Annotated in this window: 18 protein-coding genes; 6 read left to right on the forward strand and 12 right to left on the reverse strand. The window is 72.3% G+C overall.

Features of this window, described 5'->3' with window-relative positions; translation table 11 throughout:
• Nucleotides 1–10: 10 nt before the first annotated feature.
• Both ACFVDP_RS12460 and ACFVDP_RS12465 read right to left on the reverse strand, forming a co-directional pair.
• A complete protein-coding gene (locus tag ACFVDP_RS12460) occupies nucleotides 11–1,174 on the reverse strand; it encodes an acyl-CoA dehydrogenase family protein (protein WP_383487515.1) in 1,164 nt (387 codons plus the stop codon).
• 63 nt (nucleotides 1,175–1,237) lie between these two features.
• The gene (locus ACFVDP_RS12465; RefSeq protein WP_383487518.1) at nucleotides 1,238–2,890 is read right to left on the reverse strand and encodes a succinic semialdehyde dehydrogenase; all 1,653 of its coding nucleotides are present in this window, start codon (nucleotides 2,888–2,890) and stop codon (nucleotides 1,238–1,240) included.
• A gap of 201 nt (nucleotides 2,891–3,091) precedes the next feature.
• On the opposite strand from ACFVDP_RS12465, the gene ACFVDP_RS12470 reads away from it, so the two are divergent.
• The gene (locus tag ACFVDP_RS12470; protein ID WP_383487521.1) at nucleotides 3,092–4,297 is read left to right on the forward strand and encodes an oxygenase MpaB family protein; all 1,206 of its coding nucleotides are present in this window, start codon (nucleotides 3,092–3,094) and stop codon (nucleotides 4,295–4,297) included.
• Nucleotides 4,298–4,323: 26 nt separating this feature from the next.
• On the opposite strand, the gene ACFVDP_RS12475 is transcribed toward ACFVDP_RS12470, so the two are convergent.
• Entirely contained in the window at nucleotides 4,324–5,487 is a 1,164-nt protein-coding gene (locus ACFVDP_RS12475) for a TetR/AcrR family transcriptional regulator (RefSeq protein ID WP_383487524.1), read from the reverse strand.
• 180 nt (nucleotides 5,488–5,667) lie between these two features.
• Here ACFVDP_RS12475 and ACFVDP_RS12480 point away from each other — a divergent pair, with 180 nt between their 5' ends.
• From ACFVDP_RS12480 to ACFVDP_RS12495, 4 genes are all read left to right on the forward strand, one after another.
• A complete protein-coding gene (locus ACFVDP_RS12480; RefSeq protein ID WP_383487527.1) occupies nucleotides 5,668–7,257 on the forward strand; it encodes a long-chain-fatty-acid--CoA ligase in 1,590 nt (529 codons plus the stop codon).
• Between the two features lie 163 nt (nucleotides 7,258–7,420).
• Entirely contained in the window at nucleotides 7,421–8,422 is a 1,002-nt protein-coding gene (locus tag ACFVDP_RS12485) for a Gfo/Idh/MocA family protein (protein ID WP_383487529.1), read from the forward strand.
• A gap of 136 nt (nucleotides 8,423–8,558) precedes the next feature.
• Nucleotides 8,559–9,551 (forward strand): hypothetical protein, encoded by a 993-nt coding sequence (locus ACFVDP_RS12490; protein WP_383487532.1) that lies wholly within the window; start codon nucleotides 8,559–8,561, stop codon nucleotides 9,549–9,551.
• Between the two features lie 124 nt (nucleotides 9,552–9,675).
• Nucleotides 9,676–11,133: a benzaldehyde dehydrogenase gene (locus tag ACFVDP_RS12495; protein ID WP_383487535.1), complete on the forward strand. Its 1,458-nt coding sequence runs from the start codon at nucleotides 9,676–9,678 to the stop codon at nucleotides 11,131–11,133.
• Between the two features lie 51 nt (nucleotides 11,134–11,184).
• Here the strand turns inward: ACFVDP_RS12495 and ACFVDP_RS12500 are convergent, their stop codons facing one another.
• Both ACFVDP_RS12500 and ACFVDP_RS12505 read right to left on the reverse strand, forming a co-directional pair.
• Nucleotides 11,185–12,546, reverse strand: a complete 1,362-nt coding sequence (locus tag ACFVDP_RS12500) for an aminopeptidase C (RefSeq protein ID WP_383487537.1) — start codon at nucleotides 12,544–12,546, stop codon at nucleotides 11,185–11,187.
• A gap of 110 nt (nucleotides 12,547–12,656) precedes the next feature.
• Nucleotides 12,657–13,832, reverse strand: coding sequence for a CaiB/BaiF CoA transferase family protein (locus ACFVDP_RS12505; RefSeq protein ID WP_383487540.1), 1,176 nt, complete (start codon nucleotides 13,830–13,832; stop codon nucleotides 12,657–12,659).
• Nucleotides 13,833–14,032: 200 nt separating this feature from the next.
• Between ACFVDP_RS12505 and ACFVDP_RS12510 the strand changes: the two genes are divergently transcribed.
• A complete protein-coding gene (locus ACFVDP_RS12510) occupies nucleotides 14,033–15,181 on the forward strand; it encodes an acyl-CoA dehydrogenase family protein (RefSeq protein WP_383487542.1) in 1,149 nt (382 codons plus the stop codon).
• 34 nt (nucleotides 15,182–15,215) lie between these two features.
• Here ACFVDP_RS12510 and ACFVDP_RS12515 read toward each other — a convergent pair whose 3' ends face one another.
• Genes ACFVDP_RS12515 through ACFVDP_RS12545 form a run of 7 tightly spaced genes read right to left on the reverse strand, consistent with a single transcriptional unit; the run spans nucleotide 15,216 to nucleotide 22,811 of the window.
• Nucleotides 15,216–16,691, reverse strand: coding sequence for a PucR family transcriptional regulator (locus ACFVDP_RS12515; protein ID WP_383487544.1), 1,476 nt, complete (start codon nucleotides 16,689–16,691; stop codon nucleotides 15,216–15,218).
• Between the two features lie 14 nt (nucleotides 16,692–16,705).
• Nucleotides 16,706–17,365, reverse strand: coding sequence for a 3-oxoacid CoA-transferase subunit B (locus tag ACFVDP_RS12520; RefSeq protein ID WP_383487546.1), 660 nt, complete (start codon nucleotides 17,363–17,365; stop codon nucleotides 16,706–16,708).
• Nucleotides 17,365–18,117: a CoA transferase subunit A gene (locus tag ACFVDP_RS12525; protein WP_383487549.1), complete on the reverse strand. Its 753-nt coding sequence runs from the start codon at nucleotides 18,115–18,117 to the stop codon at nucleotides 17,365–17,367. Before ACFVDP_RS12525 ends, ACFVDP_RS12520 begins: the two co-directional genes overlap by 1 nt.
• Nucleotides 18,114–19,316 carry a fumarylacetoacetase gene (fahA, locus tag ACFVDP_RS12530; RefSeq protein ID WP_383487552.1) on the reverse strand — a complete coding sequence of 401 codons (1,203 nt, stop codon included), beginning with the start codon at nucleotides 19,314–19,316 and terminating at the stop codon, nucleotides 18,114–18,116. The genes ACFVDP_RS12525 and fahA overlap by 4 nt, the downstream gene beginning before the upstream one ends.
• Nucleotides 19,313–20,203, reverse strand: a complete 891-nt coding sequence (locus ACFVDP_RS12535; RefSeq protein ID WP_383487555.1) for a hypothetical protein — start codon at nucleotides 20,201–20,203, stop codon at nucleotides 19,313–19,315. Before ACFVDP_RS12535 ends, fahA begins: the two co-directional genes overlap by 4 nt.
• Nucleotides 20,200–21,408: a homogentisate 1,2-dioxygenase gene (locus ACFVDP_RS12540; protein WP_383487558.1), complete on the reverse strand. Its 1,209-nt coding sequence runs from the start codon at nucleotides 21,406–21,408 to the stop codon at nucleotides 20,200–20,202. Before ACFVDP_RS12540 ends, ACFVDP_RS12535 begins: the two co-directional genes overlap by 4 nt.
• Nucleotides 21,409–21,461: 53 nt before the next feature.
• A complete protein-coding gene (locus ACFVDP_RS12545) occupies nucleotides 21,462–22,811 on the reverse strand; it encodes an MFS transporter (protein ID WP_383487561.1) in 1,350 nt (449 codons plus the stop codon).
• Nucleotides 22,812–22,836: the final 25 nt, after the last annotated feature.

The following is a 22,836-nucleotide window of genomic DNA, read 5'->3' on the forward strand; positions in this document are numbered from 1 at the left end:
GGCGCACGGTCTACAGGCCCAGGTCGCGCGCGACGATCTCCTTCATGATCTCGGTGGTGCCGCCGTAGATGGTGGTGATGCGCGAGTCGAGGTAGTCGTGGGCGATGGGGTATTCGAGCATGTAGCCGTAGGCGCCGTGCAGTTGGAGGCAGCGTCCGACGACGTCGACGTACGCTTCCGTCGCCCAGAACTTCGCGGCGGCGGCGTCGACGGCGCTCAGGGCGCCGCGGGAGTGCCGGGCGAGCAGGTCGTCGATGTAGGTGCGGCCGACGCGGGCGGTGGTGACCATGTCGGCCAGTTCGAAGCGGGTGTTCTGGAAGGAGCCGACGCTCCGGCCGAACGCCGTGCGCTCCCGCACATACGCGACGGTCCGTTCCAGGGCGCCCTCGATGGACGCCATGGCGTTGGCGGCGATCGAGATCCGCTCCTGGGGCAGATTGCGCATCAGGTTCTTGAAGCCGGAGCCCTCGGCGCCGAGCAGGTGGGCCGCCGGGACGCGCACGTCCTGGAAGAACAGTTCGCTGGTGTCCTGGGCGTGCAGGCCGACCTTCTTCAGGTTGCGGCCACGGGAGAAGCCGGGCCGGTCCGCCTCGACGACGAGCAGGCTGAGGCCGCCGTGGCGGTCGGGTCCGGTGCGGACGGCGGTGACGATCAGGTCGGCGTTCTGGCCGTTGGAGATGAAGACCTTGCTGCCGTTGACGACGTAGTCGTCACCGTCACGGACGGCGGTGGTGGCGATGCCCGCCAGGTCGCTGCCGGTGCCGGGTTCGGTCATCGCGACCGCGACGACGAGCTGTCCGGCCGCGATGCCGGGCAGCCAGCGGGCCTTCTGTGCGTCGTCGGTCAGATCGGTGAAGTAGGGCACGACGATGTCGTTGGAGAGCCCCACCGCGGCGAGGCCGTCCGATGCGGGGTGGCGGGAGAACTCCTCGCCGATCACCGCGTTGAAGCGGAAGTCGGTGATGCCGCCACCGCCGTACTCCTCGGGGATGTTGAAGCCGAGGAGCCCGGCCCGGGCCGCCTCTTCGAAGAGTTCCCGGTCGACCCTGCCCGCCTCCCGCCATCGCTCGGCGTGCGGCGCGGCGTGTTTGTCGGCGAACGCGCGGACCGTCTCCCTCAGGAGTTCGTGGTCCTCCTCGTAGAGCGAGCGCTCTCCGATCACAGGGCTGGCCATCAGGTCTCCGATCCGGACGGGGCATGTACGGGCAGCGGGGGCACGGGCGCGCGGCGGCGCCGCTCAGCGCACACGGAGCCGGCGCAGCAGGGCGAGTTGGCCGTTGGTGCGGCGGACGAAGGTCCGCACGGCGTCCGGCCCGGGTTTCGGCGGTCCGAGCGGCAGGAGCCGCTGCGTGGCGATGGTCTGGGTCTCGGTGTACTTGCGGATTCCCTCGGCGCCGTGGCGGCGGCCGAGTCCGCTGTCGCCCATGCCGCCCATGCCGGCCTCGATGCTGCCGGCCGCGGCGGCGGCGCCGTCGTTGATGTTGACCGACCCGGCGCGGATCCGCGCCGCCATCCGGCCGGCCTCGCGGGTGTCCTTCGACCAGATCGACGCCGACAGGCCGTAGTTCCCCTGGTTGGCGAGGCCCACGGCTTCGCTGTCCGAGCCGACGGCGTAGAGAGAGAGCACCGGTCCGAAGGTCTCCTGTCCGCACACGGCCATCTCGTGGGTGACGCCTTCGAGGACGGTCGGTTCGTAGAAGAGCGGTCCGATGTCGGGGCGGGCCCGGCCGCCCGTCAGCACGCTCGCCCCCTTCGCCACCGCCTCGTCGACGTGGGCCGCGACCGCCGCGAGCCGTGCCGTCGACGTCAGTGAGCCGATGTCCGCCGCGTAGTCGTAAGCCGCTCCGAGCCGCAACGCCTGCGTCGCCCGGACGAGTTCGGTGCGGAAGGCGTCGTGGACCTGCTCGTGCACATAGACGCGTTCGACGTGGATGCACATCTGCCCGGTGTTGGTGAAGGCCGCGGTCACCGTGCCGGCCGCGGCGGCGGCGAGGTCGGCGTCCGCCCGGACGATCAGCGGGTTCTTGCCGCCGAGTTCGAGCGACGCCCCGACCAGCCGGCGCGCGGCCCGCTCCGCGACGGTGCGTCCGGTGGCGGTCGAGCCGGTGAAGCAGACGAAGTCCACGGCGTCGGTCAGCGCCGTGCCCACCTCGGCCCCGGGTCCGGCGACGACCTGCCACAGCCCGGCGGGCAGTCCGGCCTCCGCCATGAGGTCGCGGGTCCACAGCAGGGTCAGCGGGGTCTGTTCGTCGGCCTTGGAGACCACGGCGTTCCCGGCGAGGAGGGCGGGCAGGACGTCGCCGACGCCGAGATAGAGGGGGTAGTTCCAGGGGGAGACGATGCCGACGACGCCTTTCGGTACGCGGACCTCGCTGACCTTCGTCAGGCCCGGCACCATGCCGCGCACGCGGCGCGGGGCCAGGTAGTGCCGGGCGCGCCGGGCGTAGTGCCGGGCGATCGCGGCGACCTGCGCCACCTCCATCCAGGCGTGGTAGCGCGCTTTCCCGGTCTCCCACTGGATCAGGTCGAGCACCTGGTCCTGGCGGCGCAGCAGCAGGTCGTGGAAGGCGAGGACGATTTCGGCGCGGCGGCCGGGCGACGACTCGGCCCAGCGCGGCCGGGCGGCCCGGGCCCCGGCCACGGCCGCCTCGACGTCGTGCGGGGCGCACGCGGGGACGGCCGCGACCGGGCTCAGGTCGAACGGCGCGAGCGCGGTCACCGGCTCCGTGCTCCCGCTTTCCGCCGCGTCCCGGCTCACCCATCCGCACCACCGTGCGATCAGCTCGTCCGTCACCCACGGCGGCCGGGCGCCCGTCAGGGCGCTCACGGGGGCCGGGCCGTCGGGCGGGAGGCCGTCGGGCGCCGGGATCTCGTCCTGCTCCGTGGTCATGCGCGCTCCTCGGTCGTGGTCCCGGCCGGCGACGGCCCCTGATTTCCCTCGCGTCGATGCCCTTGTCGACCTCGGCACGCCTCGCTATGTTAATCAAAAATCACATCCTGGAACAAGCTCCCGAGCCTGGCCGACAGCGCCAACTCCGAGCATTTCAAGGCGAGATGAGCCGCACGCCCTACCAGGAAAGCGAGCAAGTAAATGGACAATCTCAGCCGCAGAAGAGTCCTGTCGCTCGGGGCCGCGCTGGGCCTCGTGAGCGCGACGGGCACCACCGGCGCCTGGGCGTGGTCCCCGGCGGGTTCGGTCGCCGGCAGCGGTACGGGTACCGACCCGGAGTACGTGTGGGACGACGAGGTGGACCGGCTGCTGGCGTCGCTCATCGACGACGGCGGGGTTCCGGCGGTCAACAGCGCGATGGCGTCGTGGGTGAACAACGACGACCCGCTGCCCAGCGGGCTGCCCGCCGACCTCACCGCCTATCTGCAAAAGGTCAACACACTGCCCTCCTGGGCGGATCCCGCGAAGCTGGCCCGCGCCGCCGACTTCAACCGGCGCAAGGACACGTACCTCTTCGTGCTGTACGGCCTGGGCAGCGGCATCATGAGCACGGTGATCCCGCGCGAGGCCAAAAGCGTGTACTGGTCGGCGGGCGGCGCGAACATGAAGGACCGCGCGGCCAAGACGTTCACGTTCGGCTACGACCTGGCGCAGCTCAAGGGCTTCGAGCCGACGGGCCAGTTCATCGTGACGGCGAACAAGACACGGCTGGTCCACGCCGGGGTGCGCCATCTGCTGCCGCAGTCGCCGCACTGGAGCGCGGTCGCGGACCAGAAGATCCCGATCAGCAACGCCGACATCCTGGTCACCTTCCACAGCCTCGGCACGTACGTGCGCCGCAAGCTCCTCGACTGGAAGGTCCCGTTCCCGGCCGCCGACCAGGAGGCCTTCCTGCACAGCTGGCAGGTCGCGCTGCATCTGCTCGGCGTGCAGGACCAGTACATCCCCAAGTCGTGGGCCGACGCGGAGGCGCAGTCGGGCCAGGTGCTCACCCCGATCCTCTCGCCGACGACCGAGGGCATCGAACTCGCCGAGGATCTGCTCGGGCTGACCGCCCAGGTCGATCTGGGCGTCACCCGCGGATTCCTCAACGAGTTCGTGCGCTACGTCCTCAGCGACGAGATCGGCGACTGGCTCGGCCTGAAGCGGGACTACGCCTCGGCCGCGCTGATCCGCACCGTGTGGCCTGCCTTCATCCTGTTCCGCGAGGGGTTGTCACCCGTCGCGCCCGCCGCGTTCTACGTGTTCGACCAGTTCGTGCGCGCCCTGGCCATGGCGTTCCTGAACAACGGCGCCTCGGGCACGACGACGCCCATCGTGATCCCCACGGGGAACCGGCCGTCCTGAGACCCGCCGCATTCGTACGCCCCGGCTCAGAGTCCCAGTGCGCCCACGACGAGGGCGGTCACGGTGGCGCGCGGGCCGGGGCCGTCGCGCCAGCGCAGGCTGCGCCCCGCCTCGACCACCACACCGAACCCGGCGTGCACAAGGACACGGGCCTGGCGCGGGTCGAGTTCAGGCCGTGCCAGGCGCAACTGCTGTTCCCACACGGCGATGTGCTCGCGCTGCGCCTGCACGAGGGGGCGCTGGAGATCGGCCGGGAGTCCGGCGAACTCCGCCTCGGCGACGCTGGTGAGCGCGGTGTGCTCGAAGCTGTAGGCCACGTACGTCGCCGCCAGCACGCCGACGGCCTCGCGCGGATCGGTCACCTCGTGCAGGCTCCGGTCCACGGCCTGCGCGAGGAGGCCGGCCGCTTGCAGGCACGCGGCGGCCAGGATGTCGACCTTGCCTGGGTAGTGGCGGTAGAGCGCGGACGGCGCGAGGCCGACGGCCCGGGCGATCTGGCCGTTGGTGACGGCGGCGAACCCGTCGCGGGCGAACAGCGGGACGGCCGCCGCGAGGATCTCCCCGCGCCGCGAACGCGGTACCGGCAGGGCGGGCAGCTCGACGCCCGCCCCGCTCCCCACACCTCCCGCCGGGTCGGTCCCGACCACGCGCAAGGCGCATCCCACCAGCAGTTCCTCGACCCGGCGCTGGGCGATCGAGGTGTGGTGCATGGTGAGGGACCCGATGGCGCCGAGCGCCGCGACCGCCCTCAACCGCTGCTCGGGCAGCGGGCGTTCGCGTCGCACCGCCTCGGACACCCGGCCGACGACGTGCCCGAACTTCGCGCGCAGGAGCCGGCGGTCCTCGCGGTGGAGGTACCTGGCCTCCCAGCGGTACACGCCGCCCGAGGCGCGGTGCGCGACGGTGACCCGGACCAGGGCGGTGAACACGTCCGCCGGGTCCGCCTCCGGCGGCAGTTCGTCGAGCGCGGCGACGAGCCGGTCCGCCATGGTGTGCGCGCACTCCGCGAACAACGCGTACTTGTTGGGGAAATGCCGGTACAGGGCGGCGGCGGTGATGCCGACGCGGGCGGCGATCTCCTCCATGGACGCCGCGTGGAAACCGCGCTCGCTGAAGAGCCGCCCGGCCGCCTCGACGATGAGCTGTCGGCGGTTGCGGGGCCGGGTGGGCGAGGTCGACCCGACGGTCATGACCGGCCGGACGGATGCGGATACGGGGCCATGCGGCTCAGTCAATCACACGCCGGGCCACGCCCGACGCGATGTGATTCCCCATTAACAAAATGCTTCACGCGCCTTCTCCGCGGGGCGCGTTGAAAGGCACAATGCGGCAGCGACCACCCGATCGCCACGACACCCGAGGAGTCGCCCATGCCGACCGCCACGGCTCCCGCCTGGTCCTTCCGGCACCACTGGATGTCCCAGGCGGCCACCCACGCGATGATGCGCCCCGACAAGCCCGCGCTGCGCCACCTCGGACGGACCACGACCTGGGCCGAACTGTCCGGGAGGTCGCTGCGACTGGCCGCCGCCCTCGCCGGCCGGGGAGTCGCCGAGGGCGACCGGGTCGTCCTGCTCACGCTGAACCATCCGTGGTTCGTGGAGAGCGTGTTCGCGGCGAACAGCCTCGGCGCCATGGCCGTCCCGCTCAGCTTCCGGCTCGCGCCGCCGGAGCTCGACGACATCCTCGCGGACTGCACGCCCGCCGCGGTCGTCGTCGACGCCCGGCTGCTGCCGCTGCTCGACGCCGCGCCGAACGCCGCGTCGATCGGCACGGTCGTCGTCATCGGTGACCTGCCGGACGACGGCAGGGCCCGGGGCCGGCTCGCGTACGAGGAGTTCCTGGCGGCCCACAAACCGATGGAACTGCCCGACATCAGCGAGGACGCGACCGCGCTGATCATGTACACCTCGGGCACCACCGGCCGCCCGAAGGGCGTGCTGCTGTCCCATCGCAACATGCAGGTGCAGGCGCTCACCTGCATCCGCGCGATGGAGATCTTCGACGACTCCGACATCGGCTTCCTGACGGCCCCCTTCTTCCACATCGCGGGCCTGGGCTCGATGGTGGCGAACTTCGTGGTGGGCAGCACCGTCGTGATCCATCCGCTGGGCGCCTTCGACCCGCAGGCGGTGCTGGACGCCTACGAACGCGAGGGCGCCACGGTCGTGTTCAACGTCCCGCAGCAGTGGGACCTGCTCTGCGCCCAGCCCGGCATCGACAAACGGGACCTGAAGCTGCGGATCATCAGCTGGGGGGCCGCACCCGCGAGCGACGCGACGCTGCGCGCGATGGCCGAGAAGTTCCCCGGCGCGCTCAACGTGGCCGTGTTCGGCCAGACCGAGACCTCGCCGATCACTTGTGTGCTGCGCGGGGAGGACTCGCTGCGCAAGCTCGGCTCGGTCGGCCGGCCGATCCCGAGCATCCAGTACCGCATCGTCGACGCCGACATGAACGACGTACCGGCCGGCGAGATCGGTGAGATCGTCTACCGCGGTCCCTCCGTGACCCGGGGCTACTGGAACAAGCCGCAAGAGACGGCGGAGGCCTTCGACGGCGGCTGGTTCCACTCCGGTGACCTCGTCACCCAGGACGACGAGGGTTTCGTGTGGGTCGTCGACCGCAAGAAGGACATGATCATCAGCGGCGGCGAGAACATCTACTGCGCCGAGCTGGAGAACGCCGTCGCCGCGCACCCCGCCGTCCGTGAGGTCGCGGTCATCGGCCGGCCCGACGCACGCTGGGGCCAGGTGCCGGTCGCCTACGTCACGCTCACCCCGGGAGCCGAACTGTCGCCGCACGACCTGGCGGAGTTCCTCGACGGACGGCTCGCCTCCTTCAAGCGGCCCAAGGACCTCGTCGTCCTCGGCGAACTGCCGCGCAACGCGGGCGGCAAGGTGGTCAAGCCCCTGCTGAGGTCCCGGGACGCGGCCCGCACCCCGCGCGAGGCCACGGGCTGAGACGGCCCCGGCCGGCGCTCTCGCCCCGCGCGCCGACTTCCGGTAGGAACAGCGGGACACTAGGGCGTGTGTCGAAAGTCCTGCCTGCCTCGCGGGGTCTGGCACGCACGCCCTAGGGCGCCGGCCGCAGCCGTCCGGGGCCGTGACCGAAGGAGACGAGACCGTGCCCCTGGGAGTAGCCGTCATCGGGACCGGAAAGATGGGTGCCGATCACGTCCGCCGGATCGACACGGCGATCAGCGGCGCGCGGGTCGTGGCCGTCGCCGACGTGGAGGTGGAGCGCGCGCGGAAGATCGCCGCGGACCTCGACGGCTGCACCGCGCACGCCGAGTCGGCCGCCGCGCTGGCGGCGCCCGGCGTGGACGCGGTACTCATCGCCTCCTCCGGGCCCGCCCACGAGGAGGCGCTGACGCAGGCGCTCGCCCTCGACCTTCCCGTGCTGTGCGAGAAGCCGCTGACGCCGGACGCGGCGAGCGCGTACCGGATCGTCGAGGCGGAGCGGCGCCTCGGGCACCGCCGGATCCAGGTCGGTTTCATGCGCCGGTTCGACGCGGAGTACCGGCAGTTGAAGGCGGCGCTCGACGCGGGCGGACTCGGCCGGCCGCTGATGCTGCACCAGCGGCACCGCAACACGGTCACCCCCGGCCACTTCACCGAGAAGATGATGATCACCGACTCGGCGGTGCACGAGATGGACATCACCCGCTGGCTCACCGGCCACGAGATCGCCGCCGTGCGGGTCGTGAAGCCCGCTCCCCTGCCCACGTCGATGAACGGCGTGCCCGATCCGCAGCTGGTGATCCTGGAGACGACGGGCGGGGTGATCGCCGACGTGGAGCTGTACCGCAACGCGGGCTTCGGCGACCAGGTGCAGTGCGAGGCGGTCTGCGAGCACGGCACGGCGCGGATCGGCGACGGCCACGCGATGGTCGTCCAGACGGCGGGCCGCTGGGGCGGCGCCATCGACCAGGACTACCTCAGCCGGTTCCGGGACGCCTACGACCGCGAGGTGCAGGCCTGGGTGGACGCCACGCTGGCGGGCCGGGTCGTCGGCCCCTCCTCCTGGGACGGCTACGCGGCGGCCGCCGCCTGCGAGGCGGGCGTGGCGGCCCAGGCGACCGGGGAGCGCAGGGTCGTGGAGCTGGCCGCCGACGAGCCCTTCTGAGCCGTCCGCCCCGCAAGGGCCGTCCGCCCCGCAAGGGAAGAGTCCGGACAAAGGCCGCCGGGCAGAACCGCGGCTCCGCACCCCGGCGTCCTCACCAGTAACAACAGCCCCTCAGGACGCAGGAGTAGAACGCTTGATGTCGCGCACCGCCCAGGACGACCGCCCCGTGCCCCCGACGGCCGACGGCCCGCGACGCGGTGTCGTCGCCACGGCTTGCGGCGTCCTGCGCCGGAACCGGGCACCGCTGGCGGGCGTGACGGTACGGGTCGTCGCTCTGTCCGGACTGGTCTGGCTGCTGCTGACGGCCGCGATCTTCGCGCTCTCCTGGCAGCTGTTCACCACCATGCGCAACAGGGTCCTCTTCTACCACTACAACGAGGATCCGTATCTGCACGACCCCGGCGACCTGGTACTCGTCACCCTCTGGACGCTCCCGCTGTTCCTGCTCCTGCTCGCGACCGGCAGCGCCACCTTGCAGTGGGTGTGCTCACGCGCCGTCGCGGCGGGGGCGGACGGGCGCCCGGAGCGACCCCGGCTGCGCACCGCGGCCGCTGCCCGGCTGCGGCCGATGCTGACCGTCTATCTGCTGCGCGGGATCGTCGTGTGGACGTTGCCCCTGGTCGCCTACGAAGTGGCGTACCGATTCACCGGCTCCCAGCTCGACACCCCGCTTCCCCTTGAGCGTGATTCGTGGGGGTACGCCGTCGTGTCGAACCTCCCGGTGGCGGCCCTGGTGGTGGCCGCCGTCCTGCGGCTGGCGCTGTCCCTCGCACCGGCGGCCGTGGCGGACGGGCTCGGCGCGCGTGCGGCGCTGCGCCGCTCCTGGTCGCAGACGACGACGCTCGCCGGGAGCGTGCGGGTGCTCGCGCTCGCGGTACCGGCGGTCGTCGTCACCGCCGCCGTGCTGCGGCTCGTGGTGCAGGTCGCCCTGCCGCTGCGTCCTGCCGTACGCGGCCTGGTCGAGGACGCCACGGGCAACTTCTTCGCCGGGTACTACGCCGGCATCCTCGCCCCCGTCATCATCGGCATCCTGTGCGCCGCGGCCCTGACCCTGCCCGTCACCTGCACCGTCTTCGCGGTCCTGCAGAACCGGCTGTCCCCGCGCGCCGAGGTGGCCCGGCCGCTGTAGCGGCCCCTGCGCCCCCATCCCGCCCCGACAGGAACATGCGTTACGTTCGCGAGCAGGGCGGCGGCCCCGCCCTGTCGCTCCCCACGCGGCCCCGCACCCGTCATCGGCCCCCTTGGAGGCACCCATGACTCTGCTCGCCCCCGCACTCTGGTCCGGCAAGGCCGCCATCGGCGGCTGGTCCACCCCGACGGGCGGCACGGCCGATGTCGTCGAGCCCGCCACCGGCGAGGTGCTCGACACGATCGGGGTGGCAGGCGCCGAGGACGTCGCGGTCGCCGCCGAGCGGGCGGCGCGTGCCCAACAGGCCTGGGCCCGCACCCCGTACACCGAGCGCGCCGCCGTGCTGCGCCGGGCCGGTGACCTGTTCACCGAGCACGCCGAGGAGATACAGGGCTGGCTGGTCCGCGAGGCCGGTTCGATCCCCGGCAAGGCCGCCTTCGAGACGACGACCGCCGCGCAGGAGTGCTACGAGGCGGCGGCGCTGGCGTCCCGGCCGCTCGGTGAGGTGCTGCCGTCGGCCGAGCCGCGGCTGAGCTTCGCGCGCCGGGTGCCCGCGGGTGTGGTCGGAGTGATCGCCCCGTTCAACGTGCCGCTGGTGCTCGGTATCCGGTCCGTCGCTCCCGCCCTGGCCCTCGGCAACGCCGTCCTGCTCAAGCCCGATCTGCGTACGGCCGTGTCCGGGGGTGTCGCGATCATGCGGGTCTTCGAGGAGGCCGGGCTGCCCGAGGACGTGCTGCACATGCTGCCGGGCGGCGCCGACACGGGTTCCGCGCTCGTGGAGGCGCCGCAGGTGCGGGTGATCTCGTTCACCGGGTCGACCGCCGCGGGCCGCGCGGTGGGCGCGGCGGCGGCCCGGCACCTGAAGCGGGCGCACCTCGAACTCGGCGGCAATTCCGCGCTGATCGTGCTTCCCGACGCCGATCTGGAGCGCGCCGCGTCGACGGCCGCCTGGGGCTCCTTCTTCCACCAGGGCCAGGTCTGCATGACCACGGGGCGCCACCTCGTGCACGCCGACGTAGCCGACGAATACGTCGAGCGGCTGGCGGAGAAGGCCGCCCATCTGCCGGTCGGCGACCCGGCCAAGGAGCAGGTGGCGCTCGGGCCGGTCATCGACGCCGGGCAGCGCGACAAGATCCACGCGCTGGTCACGGCCAGCGTCGACGGCGGCGCGCGCCTGGTGGCCGGCGGGTCCTACGAGGACCTGTTCTACCGGCCGACGGTGCTCACCGGTGTCACCGACGCCTCGCCCGCGTACGCGGAGGAGGTCTTCGGTCCGGTGGCCCCGGTGCGGGTCTACTCCGACGTGGACGAGGCCGTCGCGCTGGCCACGGCGTCCCCGTACGGGCTCTCGCTCGGCATCCTCACGCGGGACGTGATGCGCGGCCTCGACCTCGCCGAGCGGATCCCGACGGGCCTGGTGCACATCAACGACCAGACGGTGAACGACGAGGCGGTGGCGCCCTTCGGCGGTGTCGCCGCGTCCGGCACCGGTGCGCGGTTCGGTGGCGCCGCCAACATCGAGGCGTTCACGGAGACCCGCTGGATCACGGCCCGGCCGGCCCCGGCCACGTACCCCTTCTGAGCGGTTCGCCGTCCGCCGGGCAGCGACGGGCTGCCCGGCGGACGGCGGACGTCACTGCGCGAGGGCGCCCATGGGGTCCCAGGCCGGAAGGACGATCGGCGGGCCGGCGAGGGCCTCGGCCAGCTCCGGCGGCAGCGCGGAGCGGCGCACCGCGACCTCGAAGACGTGCTCGCCGAACCACGAGTCGTTCATCGTCCAGAAGCCGCTGTCGGCCTTCTCGCCGCCCCAGCTGTTCTCGACGCGCCAGCGGCGCGGCGCGCCGTCGACGACGTCGACGCCCGTGAACAGCATGGCGTGCGTCATCTGCGTCTCGTGGTGGAGCAGCCGCTCGGCCTTGTCCATCGCGAACGACGCGTCGTAGACGGCCTCGTAGTCGTACAGGTCGGCGTCCCAGAGGCCGATGTCGGCGCGCATCATCCGGCCGACGTCGCAGCCGAACCAGACGGGCTCGCCGCCGACGACGGCGTCCATGGTGAGCCGCTTGAGCAGGTCCATCTCCACGTTCAGATAGACCACGGGCGGGGCCTCGACGATGTTGCCGAGGTGCTCGACGGTGAAGGTCCGGCCGGCCGGGCTCGACTCGCGCGGGTCGTGGACGAGGCACACGTACTCGTCGAGGGGTATCTGGACGTACTCGGCGGCGAACTCGGCCGGGGTCATCCAGCCCTCCCGGTGGAACTCCTGGTCCTTGTCCCGCCACTGCCACAGGAACCGCTGCGGGGGCGTGCCGAGGTGGACGCTGAGCACGCGGTGCACTGCGGCGAGCACCTCGGCCTTGTGCTCGCGCTGCGCCTCCGCCCCGTCGGCGGCCAGTCGGCGCAGGTCACGGGCGCCCCGGCGCAGCAGGCCCTTCAGGGCCCGGTTCATCGGCCCGGTGGCCGAGGAGCTCTCCGTCTCCGGCATGGCCGTCTTCGGTACGAGTCCGTGCTTGGCGACCAGCGCCACGAACATGTTCCACTGGCCGCCGTCGCTGATGGGGTCGCCGAGCAGATGTGCCACCGTCCGGTCGTCGACGTCGGCGCCGGACGTCTCGATCATGGACTCCAGGAAGTAGTTCGCCCGCTCGAACTTGTCCCACCACAGCACGTAGTTCTGGGAGAACTCGAAGTCCTTCACACCGAGTTTCCGGGCGGCGCCGACCCGCAGCAGGTTGAGCCCGGCGAACATCCAACAGCGGCCGCTCTTCTTCTGGTTGGTGACCTTCCAGTCGTCCAGGTGGTGGGAGACCGAGTGGTCGGCGGCGGTCACGATCCGCCGGTCGAGGGCGATGTCGTCCACGGGCGTCTGGGTCACGGCGTTCTGCATCAGCCGGTTCGCCGGCCGGGAGGCGAACTCCTTCTCGAACACCTCGATCCGTGCCGGGGTGAGGCTGGCGTCGACGGCCTGAGGGGAATGAGAGTTTCCGAGCGTCACAGTGAACCGCTTCCAGTTTTCTTCTCGGCCCGTGATCGCGCGGGCCTGGGGCAGGCAGGAGGGAACGCGCTTTCACCGTTCCACGGCTTTTCTTTCCCAGTCAACGGCGTTCAGGCACCGTTCGTGCCCAGCCAATCCCCCACGACCTGGTCGGTGTGTGCGCCGAGGGCCGGGCTCGGGGCCGTCGGGGCCGGAGCCGTCGCGTCCGGGACCGCCCCCTGGCCGAGGGCGCCGAAGTGCGCGGGCTGGCGGAGGTAGGGGGTGCGGCCGAGCACGGGATGGTCGAACTCGCCGATCAGGCCGCGCTGTTGGATCTGCTCGCTGTCGATCGCCTGGGCGAGGTCCTGGATCGGGGCGGCCGGTACGCCTTCCGCCTGGGCGAGCTTCAGCGCCTCCTCGGTGGTCAGTCCGCCCGACCATTCCTCGGTGATCCGGCGCACCTCGTCCCTGTTGCGGGTACGGGCGGTGTCGTCGTGGAAGCGGGGGTCCGCGGGCAGGTCGGGGCGGCCCACGAGCCGGGCGAACCGGGCGAACACGCCTTCTCCGGCGACGGCGACGGCGAGCAGGCCGTCGGCGGTGCGGTAGGTGTCGAACGGGGTGGAGACGGGATGCCGGTTGCCGACCCGGCCGGGCAGGCTGCCGGTCGCGGTGAGCAGGCTCATCGCCGTCACCTGCAACGAGACGAGCGAGTCGAGCATGGCGACGTCGACGTGCCGGCCCTGGCCGGTGCGCTCCCGGTCGTAGAGGGCGGCGCCGACGGCCCAGGAGGCGAACAGCCCGGCGATCAGGTCGCCGACGGACTCGCCCACCCTGGTCGGCGGCCCATCGGGGGTGCCGGTGCCGGCCATGAGCCCGGACATGGCCTGCACGATCAGGTCGTACGCGGGATACGACCGCATCGGCCCGCTCTGCCCGAAGCCGGAGATGCTCGCGTAGACCAGGCGCGGGTTGACGGCGGCGAGCGCGGCATGGTCGATGCCGAGGCGTTCGGCGACGCCGGGGCGGTAGTTCTCGACGAGGACGTCGGCCTGCGCGGCGAGGCGCAGCAGCAGCGCGTGGTCGTCGGGGTTCTTCAGGTCGAGCACGATGCTGCGCTTGCCCCGGTTGAGCTGGGCGAAGTAGACGCTCTCGCCGTCGCGGAAGGGGCCGAGGTGGCGGGCGTCGTCGCCGGCCGGCGGTTCGACCTTGACGACGTCGGCGCCGAGGTCGGCCAGCAGGGAGGTGCAGTACGGGCCGGCCAGCACCCGGCTGAGGTCGAGCACCCGCAGGCCCTGGAAGACAGTCATCGCGTTGCGCCTTTCCGTTCGTGGGGCCGCGGCGGTGACGACCCGCGGCACCGGGAACGTATGCGGGCGTCGTCCGGGGAGTCGATGTGCACGTGCACGAAGGACGCGCCGATCGTCGTGCGCGTGCACCTTGGCGCGGGGCGGCGCGGTGGGCGGCAATGGACGCGCCCCTTACTCCCCGATCCATGAAGGAGCCCGGCATGACGCCGTTCCTGCTGCCCCCGATGTACGACGAGTTCCGCACCGCGGCCCGCACCTTCGCCGAGAAGGAGCTGGCGCCCAGGGCGGCGGAGACCGATGAGCGCGCCGAGTTCCCGCACGACAACTACCGGCGGCTCGTCGCCGCGGGCCTGCACGCGCCCGGTGTCCCGGAGGAGTTCGGGGGCGACGGGATGGACGCGATCGCCGCGGCCGTCGCGGTGGAGGAGGTGGCGCGGGCCTGCGCGTCCTCGTCGACGATCCAGACGTCCAACAAGCTGGGCGTGACACCGCTGTTGCTGGCCGGTACGCCGGAGCAGCGCGGCCGCTATCTGCCGGAGGTCGCCTCGGGCGAGGCGCTGATGGCCTATGCGATCAGTGAGCGGGAGGCGGGCAGTGACGTCGGCGCGATGCGCTGCCGGGCCGCCGCCGACGGGGACGGCTGGGTGCTGGACGGGGTGAAGACGTGGATCACCTCGGCGGGCGTCGCCAAGTACCTGATCGTGTTCGCGGTCACCGACCCGGAGGCGGGCTCGCGCGGTATCTCGGCGTTCGTCGTGCACGCGGACGACGCCGGGATCTCGTACGGCGAGCCGGAGCGGAAGATGGGCCTGAAGGGCTCGGTGACCCGCGAGGTGTACTTCGACGGCTGCCGGATCCCCGGCGACCGGCTGCTCGGCGAGCGCGGCAAGGGGCTGCGCCTGGCGCTGGGCACGCTGGACCACACCCGGGTCTCGGTCGGCGCGCAGGCGCTGGGCATCGCGCAGGGCGCCCTCGATCTGGCGACCGGCTATGTGCGTGAGCGACGCCAGTTCGGGCAGGCCCTCGCGGACTTCCAGGGGGTGCAGTTCATGCTCGCCGACATGGCGATGAAGGTGGAGTCGGCCCGGCAGATGGTGTACGCGGCCGCCGCGCGCAGCAGCGTGAACGCCGATGACCTGACGTACTTCGGCGCGGCCGCCAAGTGTCTGGCCTCCGACACCGCGATGTCGGTCACCACGGACGCGGTGCAGCTGCTCGGCGGCTACGGCTACACCAAGGACTTCCCGGCCGAGCGGATGATGCGCGACGCGAAGATCACCCAGATCTACGAGGGCACGAACCAGATCCAGCGGATCGTGGTGTCGCGCAAGCTGCTGCGCACGCGCTGAACGCGGGGTCAGTGAGAGAGGCCAGTGAGAGGGATCAGTTTCCTGCCGGGTCCGCGTCGAGGGCCGTCAGGGCCAGCCACAGTTCGAGACGGTCGGTCAGCCGGTCCAGGTCGCGGCCGGTGAGCTGTTCGATCAGCTGGAGCCGGTAGCGCAGGCTGTTGCGGTGCAGTGTGAGCGCCGCGGCGGTGGCGGCGGAGGCGCAGTCGTGGGCGAGGTAGGTCCGCAGGGTGGTGACGAGGTCGGCGTGCTGGGCCTCGTCGTGCCGCAGGAGCGGGGCGAGTACGCCGGTGCCCAGTTCGCGCAGCGGCAGGTCGAGGTTGCCCATCAGCAGGCCGGCGAGGCTGAGCGGTGCGGCCCGGTGCACGCCGGGCCCGGTCTGGGCGGCCTGGCGGGCCTCGAAGTAGCCGAGCCGCAGCCCGGTCACCCCGCGCCGGGGTGATCCGACCCCGACGCGGACCTGCGGGTCGATGAGGGTCAGATGGCCGGCGACGGTGCGGGCGGCGGCCTCGGCGTCGACGCCGTCCGGTACGACGACCGTCACCGTGTCGTCGATGAGCGCGGTGGGCAGCCGGTCGCCCTCGCGTTCGAGGAGCGGCCCCAGGGTCCAGGGCAGGCTGCGCAGCCGGGCGGGGTCGCCGCCGACGCGGGCGACCACGACCGCGTTCGTCCCGTCGACGGCCAGGTCGTGCGCGGCGAGCCGGCGGCGGGCGTCGGCGTCCGGGATCGTGCGGTGCAGGACGTCTTCGAGGAGCTGCCCGAGGAGTTCCCGGCGGCCGGTCAGCACGGCCTGGTGGCGGGCCACCTCCAGGCCGAGGATGCTCGTCGCGAACGACAGCAGGTCGCCGCGCGGGGTGGCCCGGCGGGTGCAGAGCAGGGCGACCGGGCGTCCGTCGACCTCGATCGGCACGGACGCGCCGGGGTTCTCGGCGGCCGGTTCCGCGCCCGGCCATGCGGAGGATGCCGGGTGGCGCGCCAGGATCCTGCCGCCCGGCTCCAGCACGGCCACCGGGCCGGCGCCGAGCTGCCGGTAGAGCCGGCGGAGCAGCCCGCGCAGCCCGTGTCCGGAGAGCAGTTCCCGCATCAGCTCGTCCTGCAGCGCGGAGGCGGCGCGCACGGCGTCGTACTGCTCGGCGAACGTCTGCTCCGCCACCCAGTGGCTGATCTGCGCGAACGGCACCTCGACCGGCGACCGCAGGAGTGCCAGCCCGACCCGCTCGGCGGTCTCGACGACGACCGGCGGAACCGTCTGGTGCACGAGCCCGGTGCCGACGCACAGCGCGGCGACGGGCAGCTCCGCGAGCCTGCCGAGCAGGCTGACCCAGTCGGCTTCGGCCCGGTCGAGGAGACCGGTGGTCATCACCAGCTCGCCGCCGCGCAGGAACGGCAGCGGGTCGGGCAGCTCCGTCGTGGAGACCCAGCGGATCCGCCGCTCCGTGTCGTCGCAGTGGCTGGTCAGCGCGGTGAGCCGGAGGTCGGGCTGGGCCACGAGGTCGGGTACGGAGACGGCCATCCGCCGATTGTGCATCAGCGGGTCCGCGCCGCCGGCACCCGCTCCCCCACCACCAGTTCGGCCCCCGTGGCCGCGCGCACCTCGTCGAGGGTGACGTCGGGTGCCAGTTCGGCGACGGCGATCCCGTCGGGGGTGATGTCGAAGACGCCGAGGTCGGTGATGAGCCGGTGCACGCACGCCTGTCCGGTGAGCGGCAGTGTGCAGTCGCGGACGATCTTCGGGCTGCCGTCGCGGGCGGTGTGTTCCATCAGGACGACGACGCGGCGGGCGCCGTGCACCAGGTCCATGGCGCCGCCCATGCCCTTGATCATCTTGCCGGGGACGGACCAGTTGGCCAGGTCGCCGCGTCGGGAGACCTGGAGGGCGCCGAGGATCGCGGTGTCGATGTGGCCGCCGCGGATCATCCCGAAGGAGAGCGCGGAGTCGAAGAAGGAGGCGCCCGGCGCGAGGGTGACGGTCTCCTTGCCCGCGTTGATCAGGTCCGGGTCGACCTCGTGCTCGTAGGGGTAGGGGCCGACGCCGAGGATGCCGTTCTCGGAGTGCAGGACGACGTCGACGCCGGGCGGGAGGTGGTTGGGGACGAGGGTCGGCAGGCCGATGCCGAGGTTGACGTAACTGCCGTCGGTCAGTTCGGCGGCGGCCCGTGCGGCCATCGCGTCTCGGTTCCAGGGCATCAGCAGCGCACCGTCGCCTTCTCGATGGACTTGTCGGCGGCCTCGGCGGGGGTCAGCGGGACGACCCGCTGGACGAAGACGCCGGGGAGGTGGATCTCGTCGGGGTCGAGGGTTCCGGGTTCGACGAGTTCCTCGACCTCGGCGACCGTCACGGCGCCCGCCATCGCGGCGAGCGGGTTGAAGTTGCGGGCCGAGCGGTGGAAGACGAGGTTGCCGTGAGTGTCTCCGCGCGCGGCCCGCACGAGGGCGAAGTCGGTGGTGACGGCGGGCTCCAGGATGTAGGAGCGGTCGCCGAAGTCGCGACGCTCCTTGGGCGGTGAGGCGACGGCGACGCTGCCGTCGGGGGCGTAGCGCCAGGGCAGTCCGCCGTCGGCGATCTGGGTGCCGACACCGGCCGGGGTGTAGAAGGCGGGGATGCCGCAGCCGCCCGCGCGCAGCCGTTCGGCGAGGGTGCCCTGCGGGATCAGCTCGACCTCCAGCTCGCCCGCGAGGTACTGGCGGGCGAACTCCTTGTTCTCGCCGACGTAGGAGGCGGTGACCCGGCTGATCCGGTGGTCGGCGAGCAGCACGCCGAGGCCGTGGCCGTCGGTCCCGCAGTTGTTGGAGACGACGGCCAGACCGGTGGCAGAGCCCTGGTGCAGGGCGCGGATCAGCGCCGTCGGGATGCCGCAGAGGCCGAAGCCGCCGACGGCGAGGGTCGCCCCGTCGGCGATGTCGGCGACGGCGGTCGCCGCGTCGGTCACCTTGTTCACCGGAGCTCACCGCCCGTGATCCGCCCGGTGACCTCGCCGAACCCGATGCGGCTGCCGCCGGGTCCCGGCGCGGTGGCGGTGATGGTCACCTCGTCGCCGTCCTCCAGGAAGGTGCGGGTGGTGCCGTCGGGGAGGGTGAGGGGTTCCTGTCCGTTCCAGCTCAGCTCCATCAGGGAGCCGCGCTGGCCGGGGTCGGGTCCGCTGACGGTGCCGGAGGCGTAGAAGTCGCCGGGGCGCAGGGACGCGCCGTTGACGGTGAGGTGGGCGAGCATCTGGGCCGGGGTCCAGTACATGGCGGTGAACGGCGGCCGGGCGACGAGGTGTCCGTTGAGCCGGACTTCGAGGGCCAGGTCGAGGCCCCAGTCCTCGCCGTCGCGCAGGTACTCCTGGAGGGGCGCGGTGCGGGTGGGCGGCGCGACGCGGGCGGCGCGCAGGGCGTCGAGCGGGACGATCCAGGGGGAGACGGAGGTCGCGAAGGACTTGGCGAGGAAGGGGCCGAGCGGCACGTACTCCCAGGCCTGGAGGTCGCGGGCGCTCCAGTCGTTGACGAGGCAGACGCCGAAGACGTGGTCGGCGAAGTCGTCGACGGACACGGAGGTGCCGAGCGGGGTGCCGGTGCCGACGACGAAGCCGACCTCGGCCTCGATGTCGAGCTTGCGGCTGGGTCCGACGACGGGCGCCTCCGTGCCGGGCGGCCGGGTCTGGCCGTGCGGGCGGGTGATGTCGGTGCCGGAGACGACGAGGGTGCCGGCGCGTCCGTGGTAGCCGATCGGGAGGTGCTTCCACTGCGGGGTGAGCGGTTCCTGCCCGGGGCGCAGCATCCGGCCGATGTTGGCGGCGTGGTGCTCGGAGGCGTAGAAGTCGACGTAGTCGGCGGCCTCGAAGGGCAGGAACAGGTCGACGTCGGCGCGGCGGTGCAGTGCGGGTTCGGCGTCGACGCGGCGGGCGGGGTCGGTGAGCAGGGCGACGATGTCGGCGCGCACCCGCTGCCAGCGGGCCCGGCCCTGGGCGAGGAACGCGTTGAGCGCGGGCCGGGCGAAGGTGTCGTCGCCGAGGGCCTGGGCGAGGTCGAGGACGTGGTCGCCGACGGCGACACCGACCCGGCGGACTCCGTCGGCGGGTGCGAACACCCCGTACGGCAGGTTGTGCAGGGGGAACGGCGAGCCGTCGGGTATCGGTACCCAGCTGTCGGGGGTCATCGGGTCGGGTCCTTTCGGGCGGGGTCGGGGACGGCGGGGTCGAGAAGGGCGGTGGCCTCGGTCACCGGGGTGGCGGTGGAGCAGGAGCCGTAGGAGACGAACAGCTCGCGCACGCCGGTCACGTCCTCCAACTCCCTTACAGCGGCGGCCAGTCGGTCCGGGTCGGTGATCTCCAGGTCCGCGCGGACGGCGGCCGCGTCGCCGGTGGTGCGGGCGGTCGCGGTGGCGAGCAGCAGGTTGAGGTAGCCGTGGTGGGTGAAGCCGGTGGCCGGGTCGTGGTGGCGGACCGCGCGGTGGAGTCCGGCGGTGGCCTTGAAGGGGACGCGGGCGTCGGCGCAGGCGACGAGGAAGCGGGCGACGTCGGCGGTGCTCGGGAACAGGTCGGCGCGGACGCCGCCGCAGCGCAGCTTCACCCCGGCCGTACGGGCCGGTGGGCGGGGCAGGGCGGCGAGGAGCGCGTCGACGCCTGCGGGCTTGGCGGGTTCGAGGAAGACGGATACATCGGGGACACAGTTGTCGCGGAGCGCGTCGAGGACGGCGGGCACGGCGTCGGCTGGATCCGCGCCGAAGACCGTCACCGGGGCCTCCACGAGGGCGAGGGTGAGCCGGGGGTCGGCGGCGATCGTGGCGACGGCCCGCGCGAGCCGGGCGCCCGGGTCGTCCGTCGGGCCGCCGTCGGCGATCAGGCCGAGCGCGAAGCGGTCCTGCGCGTCGAGGTGGTCCCGGATCTCGTCCAACCGGCCCGCCGGGACGAGGAGTCGGTGACTGTGCAGGGGGTGTCCGGCGGCCAGGTCCGCGCGGTGGCGGCGGACCGCGTCGGCCGGTGCGAGCGCCGTCGGCGGGAAGAGTCCGGCGTCGTCGACGAGCCGGTCGAGGAGCCCGGTCACGCGGCGGGCCCCCGTCCGGCCCAGGTCCAGGCGTAGCCGGGGTCGTCGGCGGCGCGGGCGCCCTCGCCGAGTTCGAGGGGGCGGAACGTGTCGACCATGACGGCGAGTTCGTCGAAGGACTCGGCGCCGATGCTGCGTTCGTAGGCGCCGGGCTGCGGGCCGTGGGCGTGGCCGCCGGGGTGCAGCGAGACGGAGCCCTGGCCGATGCCGGAGCCCTTGCGGGCCTCGTAGTCGCCGCCGCAGTAGAACATCACCTCGTCGCTGTCGACGTTGGAGTGGTAGTACGGCACCGGGATGGCGAGGGGGTGGTAGTCGACCTTGCGGGGCACGAAGTTGCAGATGACGAAGTTGTCGCCCTCGAAGACCTGGTGGGCGGGCGGCGGCTGGTGGACGCGGCCGGTGATCGGCTCGAAGTCGTGGATGCTGAACGTGTACGGGTACAGGCAGCCGTCCCAGCCGACGACGTCGAAGGGGTGCGTGGCCTGGGTGAACACGGTGCCGACGATCTCTCCGCGTGATCCGCGGTGCTTGACCAGTACATCGATGTCCTCGTCGTCGCCCTCGGCGAGCAACGGCCCGTCGGGGCCGTGCAGATCGCGTTCGCAGAACGGCGCGTGTTCGAGGAGCTGGCCGTAGCGGGAGAGGTAGCGGCGGGCGGGCGCGATGTGCGAGTTGGCCTCGACGCAGTAGAGGCGCAGCGGCTCGTCGCCGGTGGGCACCCAGCGGTGGGTGGTGGCGCGCGGCAGGATCACGTAGTCGCCGGCGCGGGCGTCGAGGACGCCGAAGACGGTCTCCACGCGTGCGGTGCCGCTCTCGACGTACACGCACTCGTCGCCGATGCCGTTGCGGTAGTACGGGGAGGGCGTGCCGGTCACCGCGTAGGAGATCCGCACGTCGGCGTTGCCGAGCAGCAGGCGGCGGCCGGTGACGGCGTCGGCGGTGCGCCAGTCCGTCCCGTCCGTCAGCGTGTGGAGTTTGAGGTGCCGGGGCTTGAGGGGGTGGTTGGCGACGGTGTCCTGCCCGGTGAGGTCCCAGGCGCGGGCGTCCGTGATCGCGGAGGGGATCTCGCGGTGGTAGAGGAGGGAGGAGTCGGCGGAGAAGCCCTCCTCTCCCATCAGCTCCTCGTAGCGCAGCCGGCCGTCCGCGTCGCGGTGCTGGGTGTGGCGCTTGGGGGGTACGTCGCCGACGCTGCGGTAGTGCGGCATGGTGGGTCCTCGGTTCGGTGGATGCCCGGGGCGCGCGGGGCGGCCCCGGGGCTTCAGGCGGCGGTCGTGGCGGGCGTCGGGGCCGCGGTGTCCGCGCCGGGCTCGCGCTCGCGGGGGACCTTGAGGAAGGGGAGCATCACGGCGCACACGACGAGGCAGCCGATCGGGAAGTACAGGCCGACGGTGACGTCGTCGGCGGTGGCGTTCTTGCCGATCAGGTACGGGCTGACGAAACCGCCCAGCGCCGCGATGGAGTTGATCCCGGCGAGGCCGACCGCGGTCTCCTTGCGGGGCAGGACGCGGGCGGCGAGCGCCCAGTAGGGCGCCATGTAGCCGAGGACGCCGACGGCGACCATGCTCAGGCAGATCAGGGCCATCGCCGGGGTGTGCCGGAAGACGATGGTGCCGAACAGCCCGAGGGCGGCCAGCAGCATCAGGCCGATGACGTGGAGACGGCGCTCCCCGGTGCGGTCGGAGGTGCGGGCGACGATGAGCATGCCGACGGCGCCGACGAGGAACGGGATGGCGCCGAGCAGACCGATGCTCGTGGAGGAGTACGACGGGTCGAGCTGCTGGACGATCTTCGGCAGGAAGAACGTGAAACCGTACAGACCGCAGGCGGCGAAGAAGTTGGCGGCGGCCATGTAGAGGACCTTGCGGTTCTTCAGGGCGCTGAGCTGACCGCGGACGGTCTCCTTCTCGGCGCTCTCGCCGACGTACTCCTTGTCGATCTCCGCCTGGAGCCAGGTCCGCTCGTCGGGGGTCAGGAAGCGGGCGTCGGCGGGCTTGTCCGGCAGCCAGATGAAGGTGACGATGCCGATCAGGATGGCGGGCGCGCCCTGGAGGATGAACACCCAGCGCCAGCTGCTCAGGTCGAGCCAGTGGGCGTGGTCGAGGATCCAGCCGCCGGTCATACTGCCCAGGATCATCGCGATCGGCTGGGCGAGCGCCATCATGGCGATGGCCTGTCCGCGTTCCTTCCCGCGGTACCAGAACGTCAGGTACAGCAGCAGACCGGGGAAGAGTCCCGCCTCGGCGATGCCGAGCGCGATCCGGGCGACGTACAGGTGGGTGACGCTGTCCACGAAGCCCGTGACGACGGTGACCAGACCCCAGCTGATGGCGATGCGGGCGAGCCAGAGCCGCGCTCCGACCTTCTTCAGCATCATGTTGCTGGGGATCTCCAGCACGACGTACGCCAGGAAGAAGACGGAGGCGACGGCGCCGAAGGTGGCGGTGGTGATGCCCAGGTCGTCCCGCATGCCGAGTTCGGCATAGCTGATGTTGGACCTGTCCATGTAGTTGAAGACGTAGAGCAGGCCGACGATCGGGAAGATCCGGAGCGTGACCTTGCGGATGGTTCTCGTGCCGGGGTCGCTGGCCTCGACGTTGAGGTTCGCCATGACGGCTCCAAGGGGATGAGGGCGG

This window comes from Streptomyces sp. NPDC057694, from assembly GCF_042799415.1.
Lineage (GTDB): Bacteria > Actinomycetota > Actinomycetes > Streptomycetales > Streptomycetaceae > Streptomyces.

Excerpts from the sequence above, each read along its gene's own strand:
- ACFVDP_RS12515 (WP_383487544.1), bottom strand. The coding sequence starts at position 16,691 with ATGGCCGTCTCCGTACCCGACCTCGTGGCCCAGCCCGACCTCCGGCTC.
- ACFVDP_RS12465 (WP_383487518.1), bottom strand. The coding sequence starts at position 2,890 with ATGACCACGGAGCAGGACGAGATCCCGGCGCCCGACGGCCTCCCGCCC.
- fahA (WP_383487552.1), bottom strand. The coding sequence starts at position 19,316 with ATGACCCCCGACAGCTGGGTACCGATACCCGACGGCTCGCCGTTCCCC.
- ACFVDP_RS12545 (WP_383487561.1), bottom strand. The coding sequence starts at position 22,811 with ATGGCGAACCTCAACGTCGAGGCCAGCGACCCCGGCACGAGAACCATC.
- ACFVDP_RS12490 (WP_383487532.1), top strand. The coding sequence starts at position 8,559 with ATGTCGCGCACCGCCCAGGACGACCGCCCCGTGCCCCCGACGGCCGAC.
- ACFVDP_RS12520 (WP_383487546.1), bottom strand. The coding sequence starts at position 17,365 with ATGCCCTGGAACCGAGACGCGATGGCCGCACGGGCCGCCGCCGAACTG.
- ACFVDP_RS12495 (WP_383487535.1), top strand. The coding sequence starts at position 9,676 with ATGACTCTGCTCGCCCCCGCACTCTGGTCCGGCAAGGCCGCCATCGGC.
- ACFVDP_RS12540 (WP_383487558.1), bottom strand. The coding sequence starts at position 21,408 with ATGCCGCACTACCGCAGCGTCGGCGACGTACCCCCCAAGCGCCACACC.
- ACFVDP_RS12470 (WP_383487521.1), top strand. The coding sequence starts at position 3,092 with ATGGACAATCTCAGCCGCAGAAGAGTCCTGTCGCTCGGGGCCGCGCTG.
- ACFVDP_RS12510 (WP_383487542.1), top strand. The coding sequence starts at position 14,033 with ATGACGCCGTTCCTGCTGCCCCCGATGTACGACGAGTTCCGCACCGCG.
- ACFVDP_RS12460 (WP_383487515.1), bottom strand. The coding sequence starts at position 1,174 with ATGGCCAGCCCTGTGATCGGAGAGCGCTCGCTCTACGAGGAGGACCAC.
- ACFVDP_RS12505 (WP_383487540.1), bottom strand. The coding sequence starts at position 13,832 with ATGACTGTCTTCCAGGGCCTGCGGGTGCTCGACCTCAGCCGGGTGCTG.
- ACFVDP_RS12480 (WP_383487527.1), top strand. The coding sequence starts at position 5,668 with ATGCCGACCGCCACGGCTCCCGCCTGGTCCTTCCGGCACCACTGGATG.
- ACFVDP_RS12475 (WP_383487524.1), bottom strand. The coding sequence starts at position 5,487 with ATGACCGTCGGGTCGACCTCGCCCACCCGGCCCCGCAACCGCCGACAG.